General features: G+C 40.1%; 18 protein-coding genes. 9 read left to right on the top strand and 9 right to left on the bottom strand.

The window, feature by feature from the left end; all coding sequences use genetic code 11:
- The first annotated feature begins 37 nt into the window (after nucleotides 1–37).
- The gene (locus LPA49_RS16535; protein WP_180310864.1) at nucleotides 38–667 is read left to right on the top strand and encodes a riboflavin synthase subunit alpha; all 630 of its coding nucleotides are present in this window, start codon (nucleotides 38–40) and stop codon (nucleotides 665–667) included.
- Here the strand turns inward: LPA49_RS16535 and LPA49_RS16530 are convergent.
- Together LPA49_RS16530 and LPA49_RS16525 are read right to left on the bottom strand one after the other, a co-directional pair.
- Nucleotides 664–867 carry a CPXCG motif-containing cysteine-rich protein gene (locus LPA49_RS16530; RefSeq protein WP_036968072.1) on the bottom strand — a complete coding sequence of 68 codons (204 nt, stop codon included), beginning with the start codon at nucleotides 865–867 and terminating at the stop codon, nucleotides 664–666. The two genes, LPA49_RS16535 and LPA49_RS16530, sit on opposite strands and share 4 nt — an antisense overlap.
- A 212-nt stretch (nucleotides 868–1,079) precedes the next feature.
- Entirely contained in the window at nucleotides 1,080–1,940 is an 861-nt protein-coding gene (locus tag LPA49_RS16525) for a fructosamine kinase family protein (RefSeq protein ID WP_065978462.1), read from the bottom strand.
- 111 nt (nucleotides 1,941–2,051) lie between these two features.
- Between LPA49_RS16525 and LPA49_RS16520 the strand changes: the two genes are divergently transcribed.
- Nucleotides 2,052–2,747: a hypothetical protein gene (locus LPA49_RS16520; RefSeq protein ID WP_036968078.1), complete on the top strand. Its 696-nt coding sequence runs from the start codon at nucleotides 2,052–2,054 to the stop codon at nucleotides 2,745–2,747.
- A gap of 47 nt (nucleotides 2,748–2,794) precedes the next feature.
- Here the strand turns inward: LPA49_RS16520 and LPA49_RS16515 are convergent, their stop codons facing one another.
- The gene (locus LPA49_RS16515; RefSeq protein WP_036968081.1) at nucleotides 2,795–3,157 is read right to left on the bottom strand and encodes a DUF3718 domain-containing protein; all 363 of its coding nucleotides are present in this window, start codon (nucleotides 3,155–3,157) and stop codon (nucleotides 2,795–2,797) included.
- 364 nt (nucleotides 3,158–3,521) lie between these two features.
- Here LPA49_RS16515 and LPA49_RS16510 point away from each other — a divergent pair, with 364 nt between their 5' ends.
- From LPA49_RS16510 to LPA49_RS16500, 3 genes are all read left to right on the top strand, one after another.
- The gene (locus tag LPA49_RS16510; protein WP_074989370.1) at nucleotides 3,522–4,307 is read left to right on the top strand and encodes a hypothetical protein; all 786 of its coding nucleotides are present in this window, start codon (nucleotides 3,522–3,524) and stop codon (nucleotides 4,305–4,307) included.
- Between the two features lie 114 nt (nucleotides 4,308–4,421).
- Complete coding sequence (locus LPA49_RS16505; RefSeq protein ID WP_036968087.1) at nucleotides 4,422–5,804, top strand: amidohydrolase; 1,383 nt, start codon at nucleotides 4,422–4,424, stop codon at nucleotides 5,802–5,804.
- An 11-nt stretch (nucleotides 5,805–5,815) separates the two neighbouring features.
- Nucleotides 5,816–7,042 (top strand): amidohydrolase family protein, encoded by a 1,227-nt coding sequence (locus LPA49_RS16500; RefSeq protein WP_036968090.1) that lies wholly within the window; start codon nucleotides 5,816–5,818, stop codon nucleotides 7,040–7,042.
- A gap of 301 nt (nucleotides 7,043–7,343) precedes the next feature.
- Here LPA49_RS16500 and LPA49_RS16495 read toward each other — a convergent pair whose 3' ends face one another.
- Together LPA49_RS16495 and cspD are read right to left on the bottom strand one after the other, a co-directional pair.
- Nucleotides 7,344–9,566, bottom strand: coding sequence for an NADP-dependent isocitrate dehydrogenase (locus LPA49_RS16495; RefSeq protein WP_180310863.1), 2,223 nt, complete (start codon nucleotides 9,564–9,566; stop codon nucleotides 7,344–7,346).
- A 560-nt stretch (nucleotides 9,567–10,126) separates the two neighbouring features.
- Nucleotides 10,127–10,342 carry a cold shock domain-containing protein CspD gene (gene cspD / locus LPA49_RS16490; protein ID WP_036968098.1) on the bottom strand — a complete coding sequence of 72 codons (216 nt, stop codon included), beginning with the start codon at nucleotides 10,340–10,342 and terminating at the stop codon, nucleotides 10,127–10,129.
- A 209-nt stretch (nucleotides 10,343–10,551) separates the two neighbouring features.
- On the opposite strand from cspD, the gene clpS reads away from it, so the two are divergent.
- Together clpS and clpA are read left to right on the top strand one after the other, a co-directional pair.
- On the top strand, nucleotides 10,552–10,860 hold the full coding sequence (gene clpS / locus LPA49_RS16485) for an ATP-dependent Clp protease adapter ClpS (RefSeq protein WP_174403847.1): 309 nt from the start codon (nucleotides 10,552–10,554) through the stop codon (nucleotides 10,858–10,860).
- Between the two features lie 70 nt (nucleotides 10,861–10,930).
- Entirely contained in the window at nucleotides 10,931–13,195 is a 2,265-nt protein-coding gene (clpA, locus tag LPA49_RS16480) for an ATP-dependent Clp protease ATP-binding subunit ClpA (protein WP_036968105.1), read from the top strand.
- Nucleotides 13,196–13,368: 173 nt separating this feature from the next.
- On the opposite strand, the gene infA is transcribed toward clpA, so the two are convergent.
- From infA to trxB, 4 genes are all read right to left on the bottom strand, one after another.
- Nucleotides 13,369–13,587: a translation initiation factor IF-1 gene (gene infA / locus LPA49_RS16475; RefSeq protein ID WP_002962494.1), complete on the bottom strand. Its 219-nt coding sequence runs from the start codon at nucleotides 13,585–13,587 to the stop codon at nucleotides 13,369–13,371.
- Between the two features lie 90 nt (nucleotides 13,588–13,677).
- Nucleotides 13,678–14,382, bottom strand: coding sequence for an arginyltransferase (locus tag LPA49_RS16470; RefSeq protein ID WP_036968108.1), 705 nt, complete (start codon nucleotides 14,380–14,382; stop codon nucleotides 13,678–13,680).
- Nucleotides 14,375–15,091, bottom strand: a complete 717-nt coding sequence (aat, locus tag LPA49_RS16465; protein WP_036968111.1) for a leucyl/phenylalanyl-tRNA--protein transferase — start codon at nucleotides 15,089–15,091, stop codon at nucleotides 14,375–14,377. Before aat ends, LPA49_RS16470 begins: the two co-directional genes overlap by 8 nt.
- 105 nt (nucleotides 15,092–15,196) lie before the next feature.
- A complete protein-coding gene (gene trxB / locus LPA49_RS16460; protein ID WP_180310862.1) occupies nucleotides 15,197–16,147 on the bottom strand; it encodes a thioredoxin-disulfide reductase in 951 nt (316 codons plus the stop codon).
- 288 nt (nucleotides 16,148–16,435) lie between these two features.
- Between trxB and pssA the strand changes: the two genes are divergently transcribed.
- Complete coding sequence (gene pssA / locus LPA49_RS16455; protein ID WP_180310861.1) at nucleotides 16,436–17,761, top strand: CDP-diacylglycerol--serine O-phosphatidyltransferase; 1,326 nt, start codon at nucleotides 16,436–16,438, stop codon at nucleotides 17,759–17,761.
- A 187-nt stretch (nucleotides 17,762–17,948) separates the two neighbouring features.
- The coding region (tnpA, locus tag LPA49_RS16450) for an IS200/IS605 family transposase (RefSeq protein ID WP_230237308.1) at nucleotides 17,949–18,246 on the top strand (298 nt) is incomplete at its 3' end.

Here is an 18,246-nt window from a genome sequence, read left to right as displayed (position 1 = left end):
GCAGATATGTATTTTGCGAATAAAAGAAGACGCCAAGATGTTTACTGGAATTATACAAACTCAAGCCATTGTCGAACACACAAAGCTCGAGGGTGGGGTACTAAGGTTAACCTTAAAAGTCGCTAATGAGTATGCGCAAAAACTGACTATGGGTGCCAGCATTGCAATTAATGGCTGTTGTTTGACTGTTGTTGAATTTAAAGCACTTCAGGACAGTGATTTTACACTTATTTATTTTGATGTGATTGATGAGACATTAAAGTTGACTAACCTTGGTCAATTGCAAAACGGACATTGGGCCAACTTTGAGCGCTCCGTAACGGTAGGCACTGAGCTTGGGGGGCATATTGTATCGGGCCATATTCACTGTATGGCAAACATAACGTCTATTATACATGAACAAAATAACTGCAAAATGCATCTTGCAATCGATCCAAAGTGGCAAAAATATGTTTTGTATAAAGGGTTTGTCAGTGTAAATGGTGCAAGTTTAACCGTGGGTGAGGTTGATGAGCGTGGTTTTTGGTTACACCTCATACCTGAAACTCTCGCGATTACTAATTTAGATAAACAACGCGAAGGCAATCTACTCAATATTGAGGTTGACCAACAAACTTACACAATTATAAACACGGTTGAAAACTATTTGGCACGACAAGCAAATTAAAAAATTTGCTCGTCGTCACTGTCAACATGTAATTCTAATTTGTTGTGTGCGTAGTCAATGTGCATGTTTAAATGAATAGGGTTACAGCATGCGCTACATTCTTCGTAATAATCTTGGTCGCCTTCGCTGGCATCTAATGCCACGAATATATGATGTCCACAATGAGGGCAGGATATACGTTGAGAAAAGTTGTCTTTCATCAGCTTTTACCTTAATCAGGCATGCCTGAATTCGTTAAATTGCAATCTTATAAAATCGTAATCTAATGGTGATGAACGCAAATTTAATAAGATTGATATAACTTACACACTAACCGCTAAACAAGCGGCTAGCACCTGTATATAAACGTGTTCTATTTACACTATAGTCCTGTTCTTGCGTTTATGACATTCGTTTTACAGCAATTTAAAGTTTATTTAAGCAGCAAATCAATTTGTTGTTTAGCTTCAGTCAGATAGTGTCCGGCAAAAATATTAGCGTGATTTAAAATAGGGTATAGCTGATAGATCAATTTACGCTGTTCATAGCCATTTTGCAGGGGGTATTGTTGATTGTATGCAGTATAAAAAGCATCAGGAAGCGGTGCGAAAAGTTCGCTCATAGCGATATCGCATTCCCGGTCACCATAATAGCAAGCAGGGTCATACAGACTAGGAACCGCTTGTATAAAGCCCATATTTCGTCGCCAAAAGTCGCCATGCAGTAATGAAGGTTCGACATTATGGCCGTGCAAGGTGTCTTTAATAAAAGCGATAAACATATCTTGATCAACGAGTTCAATGCCTTTCTCTTGTAAGAGTTGAAGTTGCCAACCAATCCGTTCTTCTGCAAAAAAAACATCCCATTTTTTGTGCCATCGGTTTGGCTGGACTGTGGGGCCTAAAAAGTTGTCGTGATCAAAACCAAACATGGCTTGCGTATGCTTTTGATGAAGTGTGGCTAAATGTTCGCCCATCGTATGCCAATTTGAGTGAGGAAGTTTGTCCAGTTCTAACCACTCTAAAACGATGAATGAAAATTCAATATTGCACCCTGTGGCAATGCAGTCGGGGATCATAAATAAGCTTTCTTGCGTTAAAAGCTTTAAATTAAAGGATTCGCACTCTAATCTTTCTAAATCACTTAAGTGAGCCACCTTGACAAAAAATCGGTGATTTTCATCGCGCAGTTCAAAGTATTTATCGCTGTTGGGCGATTGCAGTTGGCGTTTAAAGGTATGCTTAAAATCAAAGTGCATAGCTTGGCTTATCTGTTCATTCACTGAATTCCACATAATATCGCTCACCTTTTAACCATGTAGTTAAACTATGGCAAAAAGTCGGTGAATTAACAATCTCATAGCGTTAATATTATTAAATATTTGGCTGTGTGCGTGAGGATTTAAATGAATAAAAGTCTTGTTACTAATTTAGTGGCTTTGGCCTTCGTGTTAGTTGGATTTTTGTTTGATCAGGCAATTGTATTATCTGTGGGATTATTTGCTTTGTCTGGCGCTGTAACAAACTGGTTAGCGATACATATGCTGTTTGAAAAAGTGCCTTTCTTGTATGGTTCAGGTGTCATTACGCTAAAGTTTGAGTCGTTTAAAGCATCCATCAGGCAGTTAGTCATGACGGAATTTTTCGCGGCAGAGAAAATAGATCAAGTGATGGCTCTTGCGAAACCTCAAATAGAATTAGAGCCTGTCATTGCTGAAGTAAACCTAAGCCCAGCCTATGACTCATTAATCGAAGTTATTGAGCAATCGCAATTTGGCAGTATGTTAGGAATGTTTGGTGGACGTGATGCCTTAGAGCCAATGCGTGAGCCGTTCATAAATAAAATGAAACAGGCCGTCATTGATATTTCTCACAGTGACGAATTTAAAACAATACTCGATGAAAAGCTGTTTGCAAACTCGCACATTGGTGGCTCGTTACATAACACGGTAGAAAGGTTAGTGGATGAGCGTTTAAACGAACTAACTCCCGTCATGGTAAAAGATATCATTCAAACAATGATTAAAGAACATTTAGGCTGGCTGGTTATTTGGGGTGGCGTGTTTGGTGGTGTATTTGGCTTAATTGCTGCGCTTTTATAAAAAGTGTGTAGCAGACCTATACAAGGTCTGCTACATCAAATCTGTCATTATTTAGAACCCGAAATGACGTAGACGGTGTTATCACTGACTTTAGCGATATCTTGAATACTTGTTTTTGTTTGTTGCTCTAAATTTAAGTAGCTTGCTGATTTATTAAAGCCATAGGTGCTGGCAAACTGTGCCGTAGACATATCATTGCACTGTAACTTGTCTGAGATGACGCGTTTGTTTAAGCGTAAATCACGCATTGTTTGAGCAAGGTTTATGGGTTTATTTGACACAATAGCCATACATGCTTGTGTCCCAGCAGAATTATCTGCAGCTACAAACTGTGCGGCGTTTGCATCTGTTGCTGCCATTGAAGAACCGACAATAAGTGCTGTACCAAATGCTAATGTTAATGTATTCATCTTTCTCTCCAGTTGTTTGTCCATGTGACATGAAAGTCGTGCAACCTCGCGTGGGATACTTCACAATTCCTATTTGCTAGGCACCATTAAAGTATTACCCTAAATTTGATTGATTGCTGTTAATGAAAACGGACAAGATGTAAGCAAGTATGTAGATGTGTACCCCAATATATAACCGTTTGATTAGACATATTTTAAAGTATGAATTTTGACACAAATAACGAGAAAATAATTTCATTTTAGAGCAAACTGAGCAGGTTTAGAGAGCGTATTTTCTATTTGTTTTACGGTATTGCTACATTTACGTTTTAACTCTAATTTAAATGTTCACTATTAGACACTGAATAAAGTGTAAGGAGTTTAAGTGACCACAAAATTATCAGGCTATTATCAACAAGCCTATGCCTCACATTCTAAGCATTTTAATCAATGCTTTTATTGTGGTTGTGAGGCAACTGAGCGCGACTATTGCCCCCCTCTTCATATGATGCAAAGTATTATTGATTTAGGTGAAGACGCTGAATTTATTTCAATACCAGCGTGTTATGAATGTTTTGCGCTACTTCATAATGAGCGAGTGCTAACGATTGATGGCCGATTCACCAAAGTAAAAAAGAAAATAGCCAATAAATATGCCAAAGCGCTGCGAGTATTTCACATGTGGCACGAAAATGAGCTTGATGATATGAGTGATGAATTTGTTCATAGCATTAAAGCGGGAATGAAATTGGGCGAAGAAGCTGCACAGCGGCTTGATTTTCAGGGCTACAGTTATGCGACTGAAGATGCCCGCGTTACTATTCGCGAAAAACGCACTGAATTTGATGTGCAAGGAATAGTCTTTTACGACTTTAAAGAGGCGCTAAATTACTGTATCAACGAGCTTAGCGTCGATAAAAGTGACTTTTATAAATTAGTCGTTGAAGATTATAACGGCGATTTTAATCGTGCCTTGAGTCAATATCGCCACCGTCATGAAAAAGTAACGGCAGCCACTGATGCCAATACTTTAATCAAAAGCTTTGCTAAACAACATAAACAAAACTCTGATTTCGTAACCCGTACCGTGACGCATTTTATTAATAAAGATCCTAGCCTCACGACCGAAGGTGCATTAGAGAAGCTCTATACGAATTACATTAAAAAATAAGTAACGGAAGAAATAACGTAATTCGTCTTACTTAAACGTCACTTACCTCGTTTGTTAGCATTGCTATTAACATTTGATTAAAGTTATATAATAAAAAAAAGGAGAAACAACAAAATGCATAAATTTGCACCATCCTTGATGGTTATTTCACTTGGTATCGCGCTTGCGGGTTGCCAAGATAATGGCCCACAAGATCCAAAAGTAACCATTGATAAAAACCCATACCCAAGTACTTATAAGCCACTGGCATCAACAAGTACTCTTATTACCAATGCAACGGTACTAACAGGCACCGGTGAGCGTTTAGACGAGGCTGATGTTTATTTTGTTGATGGTAAAGTACAACAAGTAGGCAAGGACTTATCTGTACAAGCAGATAACACCATTGATGCACAAGGCAAATGGGTCACGCCCGGTATCATCGATGTGCATTCGCATTTAGGCGCATACCCAACACCGTCTGTGGCATCGCATCAAGATGGTAACGAAATGACAAGCCCAGTGACTGCTGAAGTATGGGTTGAACACTCTATTTGGCCGCAAGACCCTGGTTTTAACCGTGCTCGTGAAGGCGGCATTACGTCATTACAAATTTTACCAGGCTCAGCAAATTTAATTGGTGGCCGTGGTGTTACTTTAAAAAATGTTCCTTCACATACAATGCAAGGTATGAAATTCCCTGATGCACCCTATGGTTTAAAAATGGCTTGTGGTGAAAATCCAAAACGTGTTTATGGAAGTAAAGGGGTATTACCTTCAACACGTATGGGTAATATGGCGGGCTACAGAACAGCATGGATTGATGCAACGGAATATAAGCGTCAGTGGGAAAAATATGACAGCGATTACGCGGCAGGTAAAAATCCTGAAATTCCTCACCGTGATATTAAGCTAGACACACTAGCGGGTGTCCTTGATGGCGATATTCTTATTCATAACCATTGCTATAAAGCAGAAGAAATGGCGATGATGATCGACCTAGGCAAAGAATTTGGTTATCACTCAGGCACTTTCCACCACGGTATTGAAGCGTACAAGATTGCCGATTTACTCGCTGAAAACGGCAACTGTGCAGCACTGTGGCCAGATTGGTGGGGCTTTAAAATGGAAGCCTATGACATGGTTCAAGAAAACGTGGCTATTGTCGATGCGGTTAAAAACTCATGCGCGATTGTCCATTCAGATTCTGATACAACTATTCAACGCTTAAACCAAGAAGCAGGTAAAGTGATGTACCGTGCAAACGATGTTGGTTTTAATATTTCAGAACAACACGCTATTAAGTGGATCACAGCAAACGCTGCTAAATCACTGGGTATCGATGATAAAACAGGTTCACTTGAATCGGGTAAACAAGCCGATGTTGTTATCTGGAATCAAAACCCTTTTAGTGTGTACGCAAAAGCTGAGCAAGTATTTATTGATGGTGCCAAGGTATACGATCGTCATGATGAAAAATATCAAGCACAAAGCGATTTCATGCTTGGTCAACAGTAGGAGTAACATTGATGACAAAATTAACTAAAACATTTTCGCTCTCTTTAGTTGCTGCTGGTTTATTTTCGTCGGTAGCGAGCGCACAATCGATTGCAATTATTAATGCAACCATTCACACATCAACAGAACAAGGTGTATTAGAAGGTGCTAGTGTCGTTATTGACGAGGGAAAAATTGTTGCAATTAATCCAGAATCAATAAATGCAGACACCACTGTTGATGCTCAAGGTCAAATCGTGACCGCAGGGTTTATCGGTACGATGAACCAACTTGGCTTAGTTGAAGTAGGGGCTGTTGCGGGTTCTCGTGACGGCGGTGATGATAAAGCGAGTATTGATTTCGATCCTAGTCTTGCTTTTAACCCACGCAGTAGCTTAATTCCTTATGCTCGAAAAGGCGGGATTACTCAAGACGTAATCGTACCAAATGGTGGTGAAAGTATTTTTGCAGGTCTTGCCTCTGTTGTTGATTTATCGGGTTCTTTCGATAGTGTAAATCAAAAACAAGTTGCCCTTGTGGTTCATTTAGGTGAAAAGCGTAAAGGCTCACGTGCAATGTCGATGAAAACACTGATCGACAAGCTTGAAGGGCACAAGTCAGCTAAAAAAGATGATAAAAAAGACCCCACCACAGAGCAAAAGATCCTTGATAAAGTACTCTCAGGTGAAATGCCACTGATTGCCAGTGTACAACGCGCGTCAGATATCTATGAATTAGTGAAATTAAAAGACACGTTTGGAATTAATTTAGTAATTCATGGTGGTGATGATGCCGTTGTTGTTGCGGATACTTTAGCAAAAGCTAATGTGCCGGTGATTATCAGTTCTATGGCAAACTTACCGGGTAGCTTTGATTCAATGCATGCTAACTTAGCCAATGCAGGCAAACTCGAAAAGGCCGGTGTTAAAGTGATTATTGGTGTTGCAGGGGACTCGAGTCACAATGTTTACCAGTTACGTTTTGATGCGGGTAACGCTGTGTCGTATGGTATGACACAACAAGGTGCATTGAATGCGGTGACCAGTAATATTGCGGATGTTTTTGGCTTGAACTCAGGAGCAATAGCAACAGGCAAACGTGCGAACTTAGTAATGTGGTCTAATGATCCATTTGAATTGAAATCACACGTAAGTAAAATGTGGATCAATGGTGAAGAGGTTTCAACTGAAGCGCGTCAAGATAAATTGCGCGAACGTTACACAACCGAATCAGCGATGCCAAGAGCGTACACAAAGTAATTTTAATAAGAAAGGCCGCCTATGCGGCCTTTTATACCAATTAGCTTAATTAACTGGTCTTTTTTTCACGCAATAAAACCCCGTTTATACCAAGGCAAAAATGTCGTTAGCTAGTTGTTCTCGGCAATTGCTCCTGCATTGCTCTATCTCCTGCATCCATGCTGTCGTAAATTAGACATTTTTAACGCAGGTAGCGGCAGGTTTAATCACTCAAAATAATTAAGTCGTATTGCGGATTGGTATTATCGCATTCATAAAAAAAGCGCTCAATGAGCGCTTTTTTAACAGATTTCAATAACAATTAAACTAATTTAGCTAAAATGTCATTGAATGTTGTGCTTGGACGCATTGCTTTAAATGCCGCATCGTCATTTGGTTGGTAATAACCACCTACATTCATTGCTGGACCTTGTGCATCGTTCAACTCAGTAACGATTTGCTCTTTTTGTGATTCAAGGTCAGAAGCGATTTGCGTGAACTGTGCTTTTAACTCAGCGTCATCGTTTTGAGCAGCAAGTTCTTGAGCCCAGAATAATGCTAAGAAGAAGTGAGAACCACGGTTATCAATCTCTTTCACTTTACGTGAAGGTGATTTGTTTTCAGCAAGGAAAGTACCTGTTGCTTTATCTAGCGTATCAGCAAGTACTTGTGCTTTCTTATTACCAGTATTAACGCTTAAGTGCTCTAAAGAAGCCGCAAGTGCTAAAAACTCACCCAGAGAATCCCAACGTAAGTGGTTTTCTTTTTCGAATTGCTGTACATGCTTAGGAGCAGAACCACCCGCACCCGTTTCGAATAAACCACCACCATTCATAAGTGGTACGATTGACAGCATTTTAGCGCTTGTACCTAGCTCAAGAATAGGGAATAAGTCAGTTAGGTAATCACGCAGTACGTTACCTGTTACAGAAATCGTATCTTTACCTTCTTTAATACGCTCAAGTGAGAACTTAGTCGCTTCAAGGGGTGCTAAAATACGGATATCTAAACCATCAGTATCGTGATGTGGTAAATACGCATTTACTTTTTTGATTAGCTCGGCATCGTGCGCACGATTTTCATCTAACCAGAATACCGCGGGTGTATTTGTTGCGCGAGCACGATTAACAGCAAGTTTAACCCAATCTTGAATTGGTGCATCTTTTACCTGACACATACGCCAGATGTCACCTTGCTCAACAGCGTGCTCAAGTAATGTTGTGCCGTTTGTATCTACCACGCGAACAGTACCTGCTGCTGATACTTCAAACGTTTTATCGTGTGAGCCGTATTCTTCCGCTTTTTGTGCCATAAGGCCTACGTTAGGTACGCTACCCATGGTTGTAGGATCGAATGCACCATTTTCTTTACAGAAATCAATAGTTGCTTGGTATACACCAGAATAACAACGATCTGGAATGACAAAACTTGTGTCTTGTAATTTACCTTCGCTGTTCCACATTTGACCGCTTGAACGGATTGCAGCAGGCATTGATGCATCAATGATCACATCGCTTGGTACGTGAAGATTAGTAATACCACGGTCTGAGTCAACCATCGCGATAGCAGGGTTGTTGTCATAAACAGCTTGGATATCGGCTTCGATTTCAGCTTTTTTAGCAGCATCTAGTTTTTCGATTTTAGCAAATACGTCACCAAAACCGTTATTCACATCAACATCTAACTCTTTGAAAAGGTCAGCGTGTTTGGTAAATACATCTTTAAAGAATACTTTTACTGCATGACCAAAGATGATTGGGTCAGATACCTTCATCATCGTTGCTTTCATGTGTAGTGAGAACAATACACCTTTTTCTTTAGCAGTCTGAATTTCTTTCGCTAAGAAATCTTGTAATTTTGCAACGCTTAGACGAGATGCGTCAATCACTTCGCCTGCTAGAAGCGGTGTGCTTGCTTTAAGTACTGTAACGTCGCCATTTTCTGCAACGTGCTCAATACGCACATCAGTCGCTTCTGCAACAGTCACTGATTGCTCAGAACCAAAGAAATCACCTTCTTCCATACTTGCAACATACGACTCAGAATCTTTGCTCCAAGCACCCATTGAATGTGGGTTATTACGAGCATACTCTTTTACAGAGCTAGGTGCACGACGGTCAGAGTTACCTTCACGAAGTACAGGGTTTACAGCACTGCCTTTGATTTTGTCGTAAGTCGCTTTAATTTTTTGCTCTTCATCAGTTTTTGGCTCTGATGGGTAGTCAGGTAGTGCGTAACCTTTTTCTTGTAGCTCTTTGATTACAGCGCGTAGCTGTGGAACCGACGCACTGATATTAGGAAGCTTGATAATATTTGCTTCAGGCGTTTTAGCCATTTGGCCTAGTTCAGCAAGTGCATCATCAATACGTTGCTCTTCTGTAAGGTACTCAGGGAAGTTAGCAATTACACGACCTGCTAATGAAATGTCGCGTGTTTCAACTTCAACACCTGCCGCGTTAGTATACGCCTGGATGATTGGTAACAATGAATACGTTGCCAGTGCTGGCGCTTCATCTGTTTTAGTGTAGATAATTTTTGATGTCATCATCATTCCTAGATAGTTGGCGTAATGTTTGGCAGTTACTGCAAGCAGCCACCCTTAATTAGCCATATTCAACAATGCAATTATATTGCTATCAAATAATACCAACTCGCCATAACATTTGCTTTATTCGAGAATAAACCGCACCTAACAGCATTGCAGCGCTTATTTAGAATCACTAAATAACGACTTTTGCTGAGTTATCGGCAAGATTTTCCTCAATATCGCTCATTTAATTAACTGAATTGGTATCATAGCAATCAGTCTGTTAGCTGTTGCAACTTAATACGGGGTATCAAAATAACCACAGCTGACAGACTGTAAAATTCTTATAGCCTAAATAGGCATAAAATGAAATTAGCCATAAGCCTTAGGTCAAAATGACGAAAAAGCTAAATTTAAGCAACAAGAGTGTAACAAGCTTGGCTCTAAAGGGCTAATAACAATTAAACAATTGGGATGAAGAAAAGGAATTTCAAGGATAAAAATGAGATATATTAGTGGGAAGAGAGTAAGCGAGGAACTTAACAAGGTCGCTCGCTTGATACTCGAATAGGTAATACCTAAGAAATTTCATCGTTAGGCGCAATATTCGTTGCGTGTAACCCTTTTGGACCTTGTTGCAATTCGAATGTTACATCTTGACCAGCTTTAAGTGTTTTATAACCGTCCATTACAATCGTTGAGTAATGAGCGAATATATCAGTCTCGCTACCGTCTTCTACGATGAAACCAAAACCTTTGGCATTGTTGAACCATTTGACTTTACCACAAGCCATACTTCTACATCCTTCTATAAGTTGACTAATTTAGTTATTCTAAACCGTGTAATTTGCTAGACTGACTAAGGTTTAATCAATCTATAATTGACTGTAGTTTATTTAGGCAGTCAGTCAAGTGTTTTGAACTATTTTTTAACAATTTATTTATTTTTTTATTCAAGTTTGCTTGAGTTCTAAAGACAAGACTATATTTAATTATGAGTGGTATGAAAGATTCTGGTGTTATTGAAACGGTTCGCGATAGTGAAAAGCAAAAACTGCAACCACCGCGAAAATATAAGGTCATTTTAAATAATGATGATTACACGCCAATGGACTTTGTGATAGAAGTACTAATGACGTTTTTTAATATGGATAGCGATAGAGCAACAGATGTGATGCTTCAAGTTCATCATAATGGCAAAGCAATATGCGGCATTTATAGCGCTGATGTTGCTTACACCAAAGTTGAGCAAGTTAATCGTTACGCACGAGACAACGAGCATCCACTGCTATGTAGTTGTGAGCAGGAATAAATACCAAGGTAGGGTGAACATTTAGCCCATCACAACGGTATATAAATATTATCTCAGTAAGGGGTTGCCAATGCTAAACAAAGACTTAGAACTAACCTTGAATGCGGCGTTTCGCGAAGCAAGAACGCGCCGACATGAATTTATGACCGTCGAGCATCTTTTACTCGCGCTGCTCGATAACCCTTCTGCTGGAGAAGCGCTTAACGCCTGTGGTGTAGATATGAGCGCGTTAAAAGTTGAGTTATCAGATTTTATCGACGAAACAACGCCGGTTATTCCTGACTTAGAAGAAGACAGAGAAACACAGCCTACATTGGGTTTTCAACGTGTGCTTCAACGCGCGGTGTTTCATGTGCAATCGTCAGGTAAGAACGAAGTAACAGGCGTAAATGTACTTGTGGCTATTTTCTCTGAACAAGAAAGCCAAGCTGTTTATTTACTTAAAAAAGCGGATGTAAATCGTTTAGACATCGTTAACTTCATTTCGCATGGTATTTCGAAAGCCGATGATGATATCGGTGGCGATGACCATGATGATATTCATGAAGAAGTACAAGAGGTGCAAGGCGAAGAGCCGACTAAACTTGAAAACTTTACAACAAACCTCAATCAGCAAGCGATTGAAGGAAATATCGATCCGCTTGTTGGCCGTGATAATGAAGTCGAGCGTACGGTACAAGTATTATGCCGTCGTAAGAAAAATAATCCATTGTTGGTTGGTGAAGCAGGGGTAGGTAAAACAGCCATTGCTGAAGGCCTTGCTTATCGTATTGTGAAAAACGAAGTGCCTGATGTAATAGCCGATGCGGTTGTTTATTCACTTGATATGGGCGCATTATTAGCCGGTACAAAATACCGCGGCGACTTTGAAAAACGTTTTAAATCGTTACTAAAAGAGCTGCAAGCTAAACCGCATTCAATTTTATTTATCGATGAGATACATACCATTATTGGTGCGGGTGCTGCGTCTGGTGGTGTAATGGATGCGTCTAACTTAATTAAGCCGTTACTTTCAAGTGGTAAATTACGTTGTATGGGCTCGACCACTTACAACGAGTATAAAAATATTTTTGAGAAAGACCGTGCTCTGGTACGTCGTTTCCAAAAAATTGATGTACTTGAACCAAGTGTGGCTGATACAACGAAAATCCTCAATGGCTTAAAAGAGCGTTACGAAGAGCATCATGGTATTCGTTACACGCAAAAAGCCCTTAAGGCAGCTGCTGAGCTGAGCGCAAAATACATTAATGAGCGTCATTTACCTGACAAAGCGATTGATGTGATTGACGAAGCCGGTGCAAATCAGCGCCTACAACCGATATCAAAACGCAAAAAAACCATTGGTGTAGCTGATATCGAGTTAATTGTGTCAAAAATGGCGCGTATACCACAGCAAAGCGTTTCTTCAAGTGATAAAGAAACATTGAAGAACCTTGATCGTAACTTGAAGATGCTTGTATTTGGTCAAGATCAATCAATTGATGCATTAACTTCGGCTATTCGTTTATCTCGCTCTGGACTCGCAAATGAAGATAAACCTGTGGGGTCGTTCTTATTTGCAGGCCCAACGGGTGTTGGTAAAACAGAGGTCACTAAGCAGTTAGCTAAGTGCATGGGGGTTGAGTTTATTCGCTTTGATATGTCTGAATACGTTGAACGTCACGCAGTAAGCCGTTTGATTGGTGCGCCTCCAGGCTATGTTGGCTTTGAGCAAGGTGGATTATTAACCGAAGCCGTTATCAAAAACCCGCACGCGGTGGTGTTGCTTGATGAAATTGAAAAAGCGCATCCAGATATCTACAACATTTTATTACAAGTGATGGATCACGGCACCTTAACGGATAATAACGGCCGTAAAGCCGACTTTAGAAATGTGGTAGTGGTAATGACAACCAACGCCGGTGTACAAGAGACTGTGCGTAAATCGATAGGCTTTACAGAGCAAGATCATTCTCACGATGCCATGACTGAGATTAACAAGGTCTTTTCACCTGAATTTAGAAACCGCTTAGATAACATTATTTGGTTTAATCACCTTGAAAAAGACGTTATTTTGCAGGTTGTTGATAAATTCATTGTTGAGCTTCAAGCTCAGCTAGATAAGAAGTCTGTTAATCTTGAACTGACATCTAAAGCACGTGAATGGTTGGCTGATAAAGGTTACGACAAAGCAATGGGCGCACGGCCAATGGCGCGTGTGATTCAAGACGAGCTCAAAAAGCCGTTGGCCAATGAAATTCTATTTGGTGAGCTGGCCGCGGGTGGTTCAGTGAAAGTGTCGGTTAAGGACAAGAAAATTCACTTTGAATATGAAACAAACCTCGAAACAGCGTAAGGTTTAAAAGGCGAAAACAAAAAGCCCAGCTAATGCTGGGCTTTTTGTTTATTAAATGGAATTGAAACTAGGGTAGTTTGAACACCATTTAATAAACGCTTTTAGCTCTTTGTAATAAACACACCTGCCCATTCAAAGCAGCAAAAAGCTAAATCTCTCGTTATCGCACTAACTTAGCGAGCACGGAATACGATGCGACCTTTCGATAAATCGTAAGGAGTCATTTCTACGGTTACTTTGTCGCCAGTTAAGATGCGGATATAGTTTTTGCGCATTTTTCCAGAGATATGAGCCACAACTACGTGACCATTTTCTAGCTCAACTCGGAACATTGTATTTGGTAAAGTATCAAGGACCGTACCTTGCATTTCGATTACGTCTTCTTTCGCCATGTTTAGCGTAACACCTCTTTAATAGTTAAACGCTGCAGATTTTGCCGAAAATACAGCAATAAGTAAAGCTACAGGGCTCAAATTTGTAAATTAAATCGCCAACCAGTGATCGCCAAGATGCTTTTCTGCGGGCAAAAATTGGGTTTTGTATTTCATTTTGTCACATTCGTCGATTTGATAGCCCAAATAGACAAATTGTTTTGCTTGTTGTTTAGCAAACTTAATTTGCTGCATGATCATGATACTACCAATGCTGTACTTCTCATAATCGGGATCAAAAAATGTGTAAATTGCGGAAACTGCATTGTGCATGCAGTCGGTGACTGCTACAGCAACGAGCTTGTCACCTTCTCGCAGTTCAATAAATGTCACAGGCAACCATTGGCAAAATAAAAAGCTTTCATATTGGTTCTGATCAGGCGGAAACATAGAGCCATCTTGATGTCGTTGCGTAATGTACTTGCAATAAAGAGGGTAATATTCTGCGCGTTCATATTCACTGTAACTAACCGTAAAAAGTTTGTCTGCTTTGTTTAGTTTACGTTTTTGTGATTTAGAAGGCGTAAATTGTTGCGCTAAGACACGCACTGAATTACAGGCGTTACAAACAGGGCAGTGAGGACGATATATTTGGTCACCACTGCGCCTAAACCCCAATGCTAACAATTGTTCAAATTTATCAGGGCAATAGCAACTTGGGTCCAATATAACGAGGAGCTGCTCTTGGCGATCCGGTAAATAACTGCAATCAAATTGCTGGCTCAAACCAAGCCTAGCGGGTAAATGCTCAGTCATAAATATTTATCAACTCTTGTGGTTGCCACATGTCTGCTGTGGGAACATAGTTTTTTGCTAACTTAAGTCTAGTTAAAAATTCACTACGTGGGATAACTTTTGCACCTAAAGTTAGCAAATAAGGGTTCTCTAACTGACAATCAATAAAATGAGCATTGTGTTTCTTTAGCCAGTTAACGAGTGCCCACATCGCTAGTTTTGAGCCGTTTGATACTTGGTGAAACATCGACTCTCCACAAAATACGCCATGTTGCATAATGCCATAGAGACCGGCGACTAACTCATTGTCATGCCAAATCTCGACACTGTGTGCAAGACCTTGTTGATGGGCTTGAATGTAAGCATCCATCATTTGCTCAGTGATCCACGTACCTTCTGCGTCTAAGCGTTGTTCACGGCAAGCTGAAATCACGTGAGAAAAAGCATGATTAATCGTGACGCGAAACGCAGAGCGCTTTAAATATTTTTTTAAGCTACGACTAACATGAAACTCGTCAAGTTCAATGATGCCTCGCAGGCTAGGTGACCACCACATAATCGGCTCATAATCACTAAACCAAGGGAATATACCGGATTGATAGGCGTTCTTTAAGCGCGCAACAGATAACCCACCGCCAATTGCTAAAAGGCCATCAGGCTCGTCAAGGGCATGCTCAGGGTTGGGGAAATCAACACCTGATTCAGGAAGTTGATAAATTTGCTTTGTCATTGCAGCGGATTCATTATTTTTTTTGATAATTTTAGCAAAATTTTTGCCTAAAAAAAGGGGCTGTATAGCCCCTTGGTATTTTAAAAAGGTGTTTTAAATCGCTGGTTACAGATTGTCTAGGAAGCGCTCTGCATCAAGTGCTGCCATACAGCCTGTACCGGCTGATGTGATGGCTTGTCGATAAATATGGTCACATACATCACCCGCAGCAAAAACACCCGGTACGCTTGTTTGTGTTGCGTTACCGTTTAAGCCAGATTCAACCACTAAGTAGCCGTCTTTCATTTCAAGCTGACCTGCAAACATATCCGTGTTTGGCTTATGACCAATTGCAATGAATACACCGGCAAGATCTAAATTCTCAGTCTCATCAGAATCCGTGGCTTTAATGCGAATACCGGTTACACCCATTTCATCACCTAATACTTCGTCTAGGGTACGGTTATAGTGTAAGACAACATTACCATTTTCAGCTTTTTCTTTAAGGCGGTCTGCTAAGATTTTTTCACTGCGGAAGCTATCACGGCGATGAACCACGTGAACTTCTGCTGCAATATTTGATAAATATAACGCTTCTTCAACAGCCGTATTACCACCGCCTACAACAGCAACCTTTTGACCACGATAAAAGAAACCATCGCACGTTGCACAGGCTGAAACACCACGACCTTGGAAGTTTGTTTCAGACTCTAAGCCTAAGTATTTAGCTGATGCGCCTGTTGCGATAATAAGTGCATCACACGTATACGTACCAGAATCACCTGTTAGAGTGAAAGGACGCTTAGATACATCTACTTTGTTAATGTGGTCGAACACAATTTCAGTTTCAAAACGTTCAGCGTGTTCTTTCATACGTTCCATTAATGCTGGGCCTGTTAGGCCGTGAGCATCACCCGGCCAGTTTTCAACTTCAGTTGTCGTTGTTAATTGACCACCTTGTTGAATACCCGTAATAAGAACAGGGTTAAGGTTTGCACGTGCAGCATATACAGCAGCAGTGTAGCCAGCAGGGCCAGAACCTAAAATTAGTAATTTACAGTGTTTTGTGTCACTCATGGTTTTTCCTAAAAACGTTTTGATACGATGTCTATGCGCCCGATTCTAAGAAAAACAAGACGGAAGTAAACAAAAGGGCGGATTATTTTTTTAAGTAAATCGCGAAGCTGTCAAATAATCCTTACTTAATAAAATTTAAATGCCTCTTTTTGCTTATAAAACGAGCTAATAGTGAAGTATTAGCGTAGCAAAGTGCGTTAATTCATGACCAAGCAATATTTTTTTGGTATGTTTTAGCTAATTTTGATATTAGCTTAGACTTTAGGCTAGATAAACGAACAGGCAATTATGGTATTTTGGCAGGAAAAGCCCGCATTTGGGCTGACTACAGAAGACGTCCAAGTCTTAACCAATGCGAGAGAGTATCGCACTGAACTATTGCGTCTAATTCGTTCGGCGACGAAAAGAATTTATATTACTGCTTTATATTTGCAAGACGATGAAGCAGGTCAAGAGGTTTTAACAGCCTTACATGAGGCGTCTTTAGCGAATCCTGAGTTGGAAGTAAACGTGTTAGTAGACTTTCATCGTGCTCAACGGGGCTTAATTGGTGCTGCCAAGTCTGATGGCAATGCCAGCATGTATTGTGATTTTCAAGAAAAATATCAGTCAAACGTTAAAGTGTATGGTGTACCCGTAAAAGCGAAAGAGCTTTTTGGGGTATTACATTTAAAAGGCTTCGTAATTGACGACACCTTACTTTACAGCGGTGCGAGCTTAAATAATGTTTATTTACAACAGGATGATCGTTATCGTCTTGACCGTTATTTTTTAGTTCACCAAGCAGGCTTATGTAATTCGGTCATCGAATTTATTAACACACATTTATTGAGCTCTTCAGCTGTTCCACGCATTGATACGCGTCCGTTAACTCAATTCAATGATATCAAAGTTGCTCAAAAGCAATTAATGAGAGATCTAAAATCAGCAAGTTATGACAGTGCGGCTGAGGCAAGTGCAGGTGAGTTAGGGGTGCGTTTGTTTTTGGGTTTAGGTCGGCGTAGCAATAAGCTAAACCGCTTAATCAAATCATTGTTTGATACAACAGAGCACGAACTCATTCTTTACACGCCGTATTTTAATTTCCCTGCACCGTTGATGCGCTCGTTGCGTCGCCTATTAAAACAAGGTAAAAACGTGACCATTGTGGTGGGAGATAAAACAGCAAACGACTTTTACTTACCGCCATCTGAGCCGTTTAGTAAAATTGGTGCGCTGCCATATTTATACGAAACCATTTTGTATAAATTTTTAAAATCGCAAAAGCGTCATATCGCCAATGGTAACCTTAACGTTTATCTGTGGAAACACGAGAGCAACTCATTCCATTTAAAAGGGATTTGCTCTGACAAGCGTTTGCATCTGTTAAGCGGGCATAATTTAAATCCGCGTGCATGGGGGCTTGATATTGAAAATGGTATTTTAATTGACGATCCGCAGCAGCATATACTAAAGCAAATAGAGCAAGAAAAGCAGGCGATATTAACACATTGCCGACGCTTATCAGGCCCGCAAGATTTAGAAACGATGGATGACTACCCAGCGCCTGTAAAAAAATTATTGGGTCAGGCCAAACGTGTGAAAGTTGATTTTATAATCAAACGATTTATCTAACTATCAACCAGATAAACAGAGTCTTGTGTTTTTTGAGACGAAAAAAAGCAGCGATATCGCTGCTTTTTTGTTTTCGGCCCTAAACCACCTACTTCAGTAGGTGGTTATCATCATTTAGGCTTTGCCTGAAAAAATACTCATGTTAATTCCTTACTTGATTTTTAGCGAAGTCATATAAGGAAAAAACATGAGTAGATACGAGAAAGCATCGCATGTGTATTGGCGATGTCAATATCATATAGTCTGGACGCCAAAGTATAGGTTCAGAATATTGAAGAACAAAGTAGGCAGAGATGTTTACAGGTGCATACAAGTTTATTGTGAGCAGTTAGGGTGCAAAGTAGTCGAGTTAAATGTGCAGGTTGACCATGTTCATTTGGTAGTAAAGATACCGCCGAAGTTATCAGTCTCGAAATTAATGGGTGCTTTAAAGGGAAAAATAGCGTTAAAGCTATTTAGCAAATATCCATACTTAAGGAAAAACA

Source organism: Pseudoalteromonas sp. MB41, from assembly GCF_020966275.1.
GTDB classification, from domain to species: Bacteria; Pseudomonadota; Gammaproteobacteria; order Enterobacterales; family Alteromonadaceae; genus Pseudoalteromonas; species Pseudoalteromonas lipolytica.
This window is presented reverse-complemented; position numbering and strand designations above follow the sequence as displayed.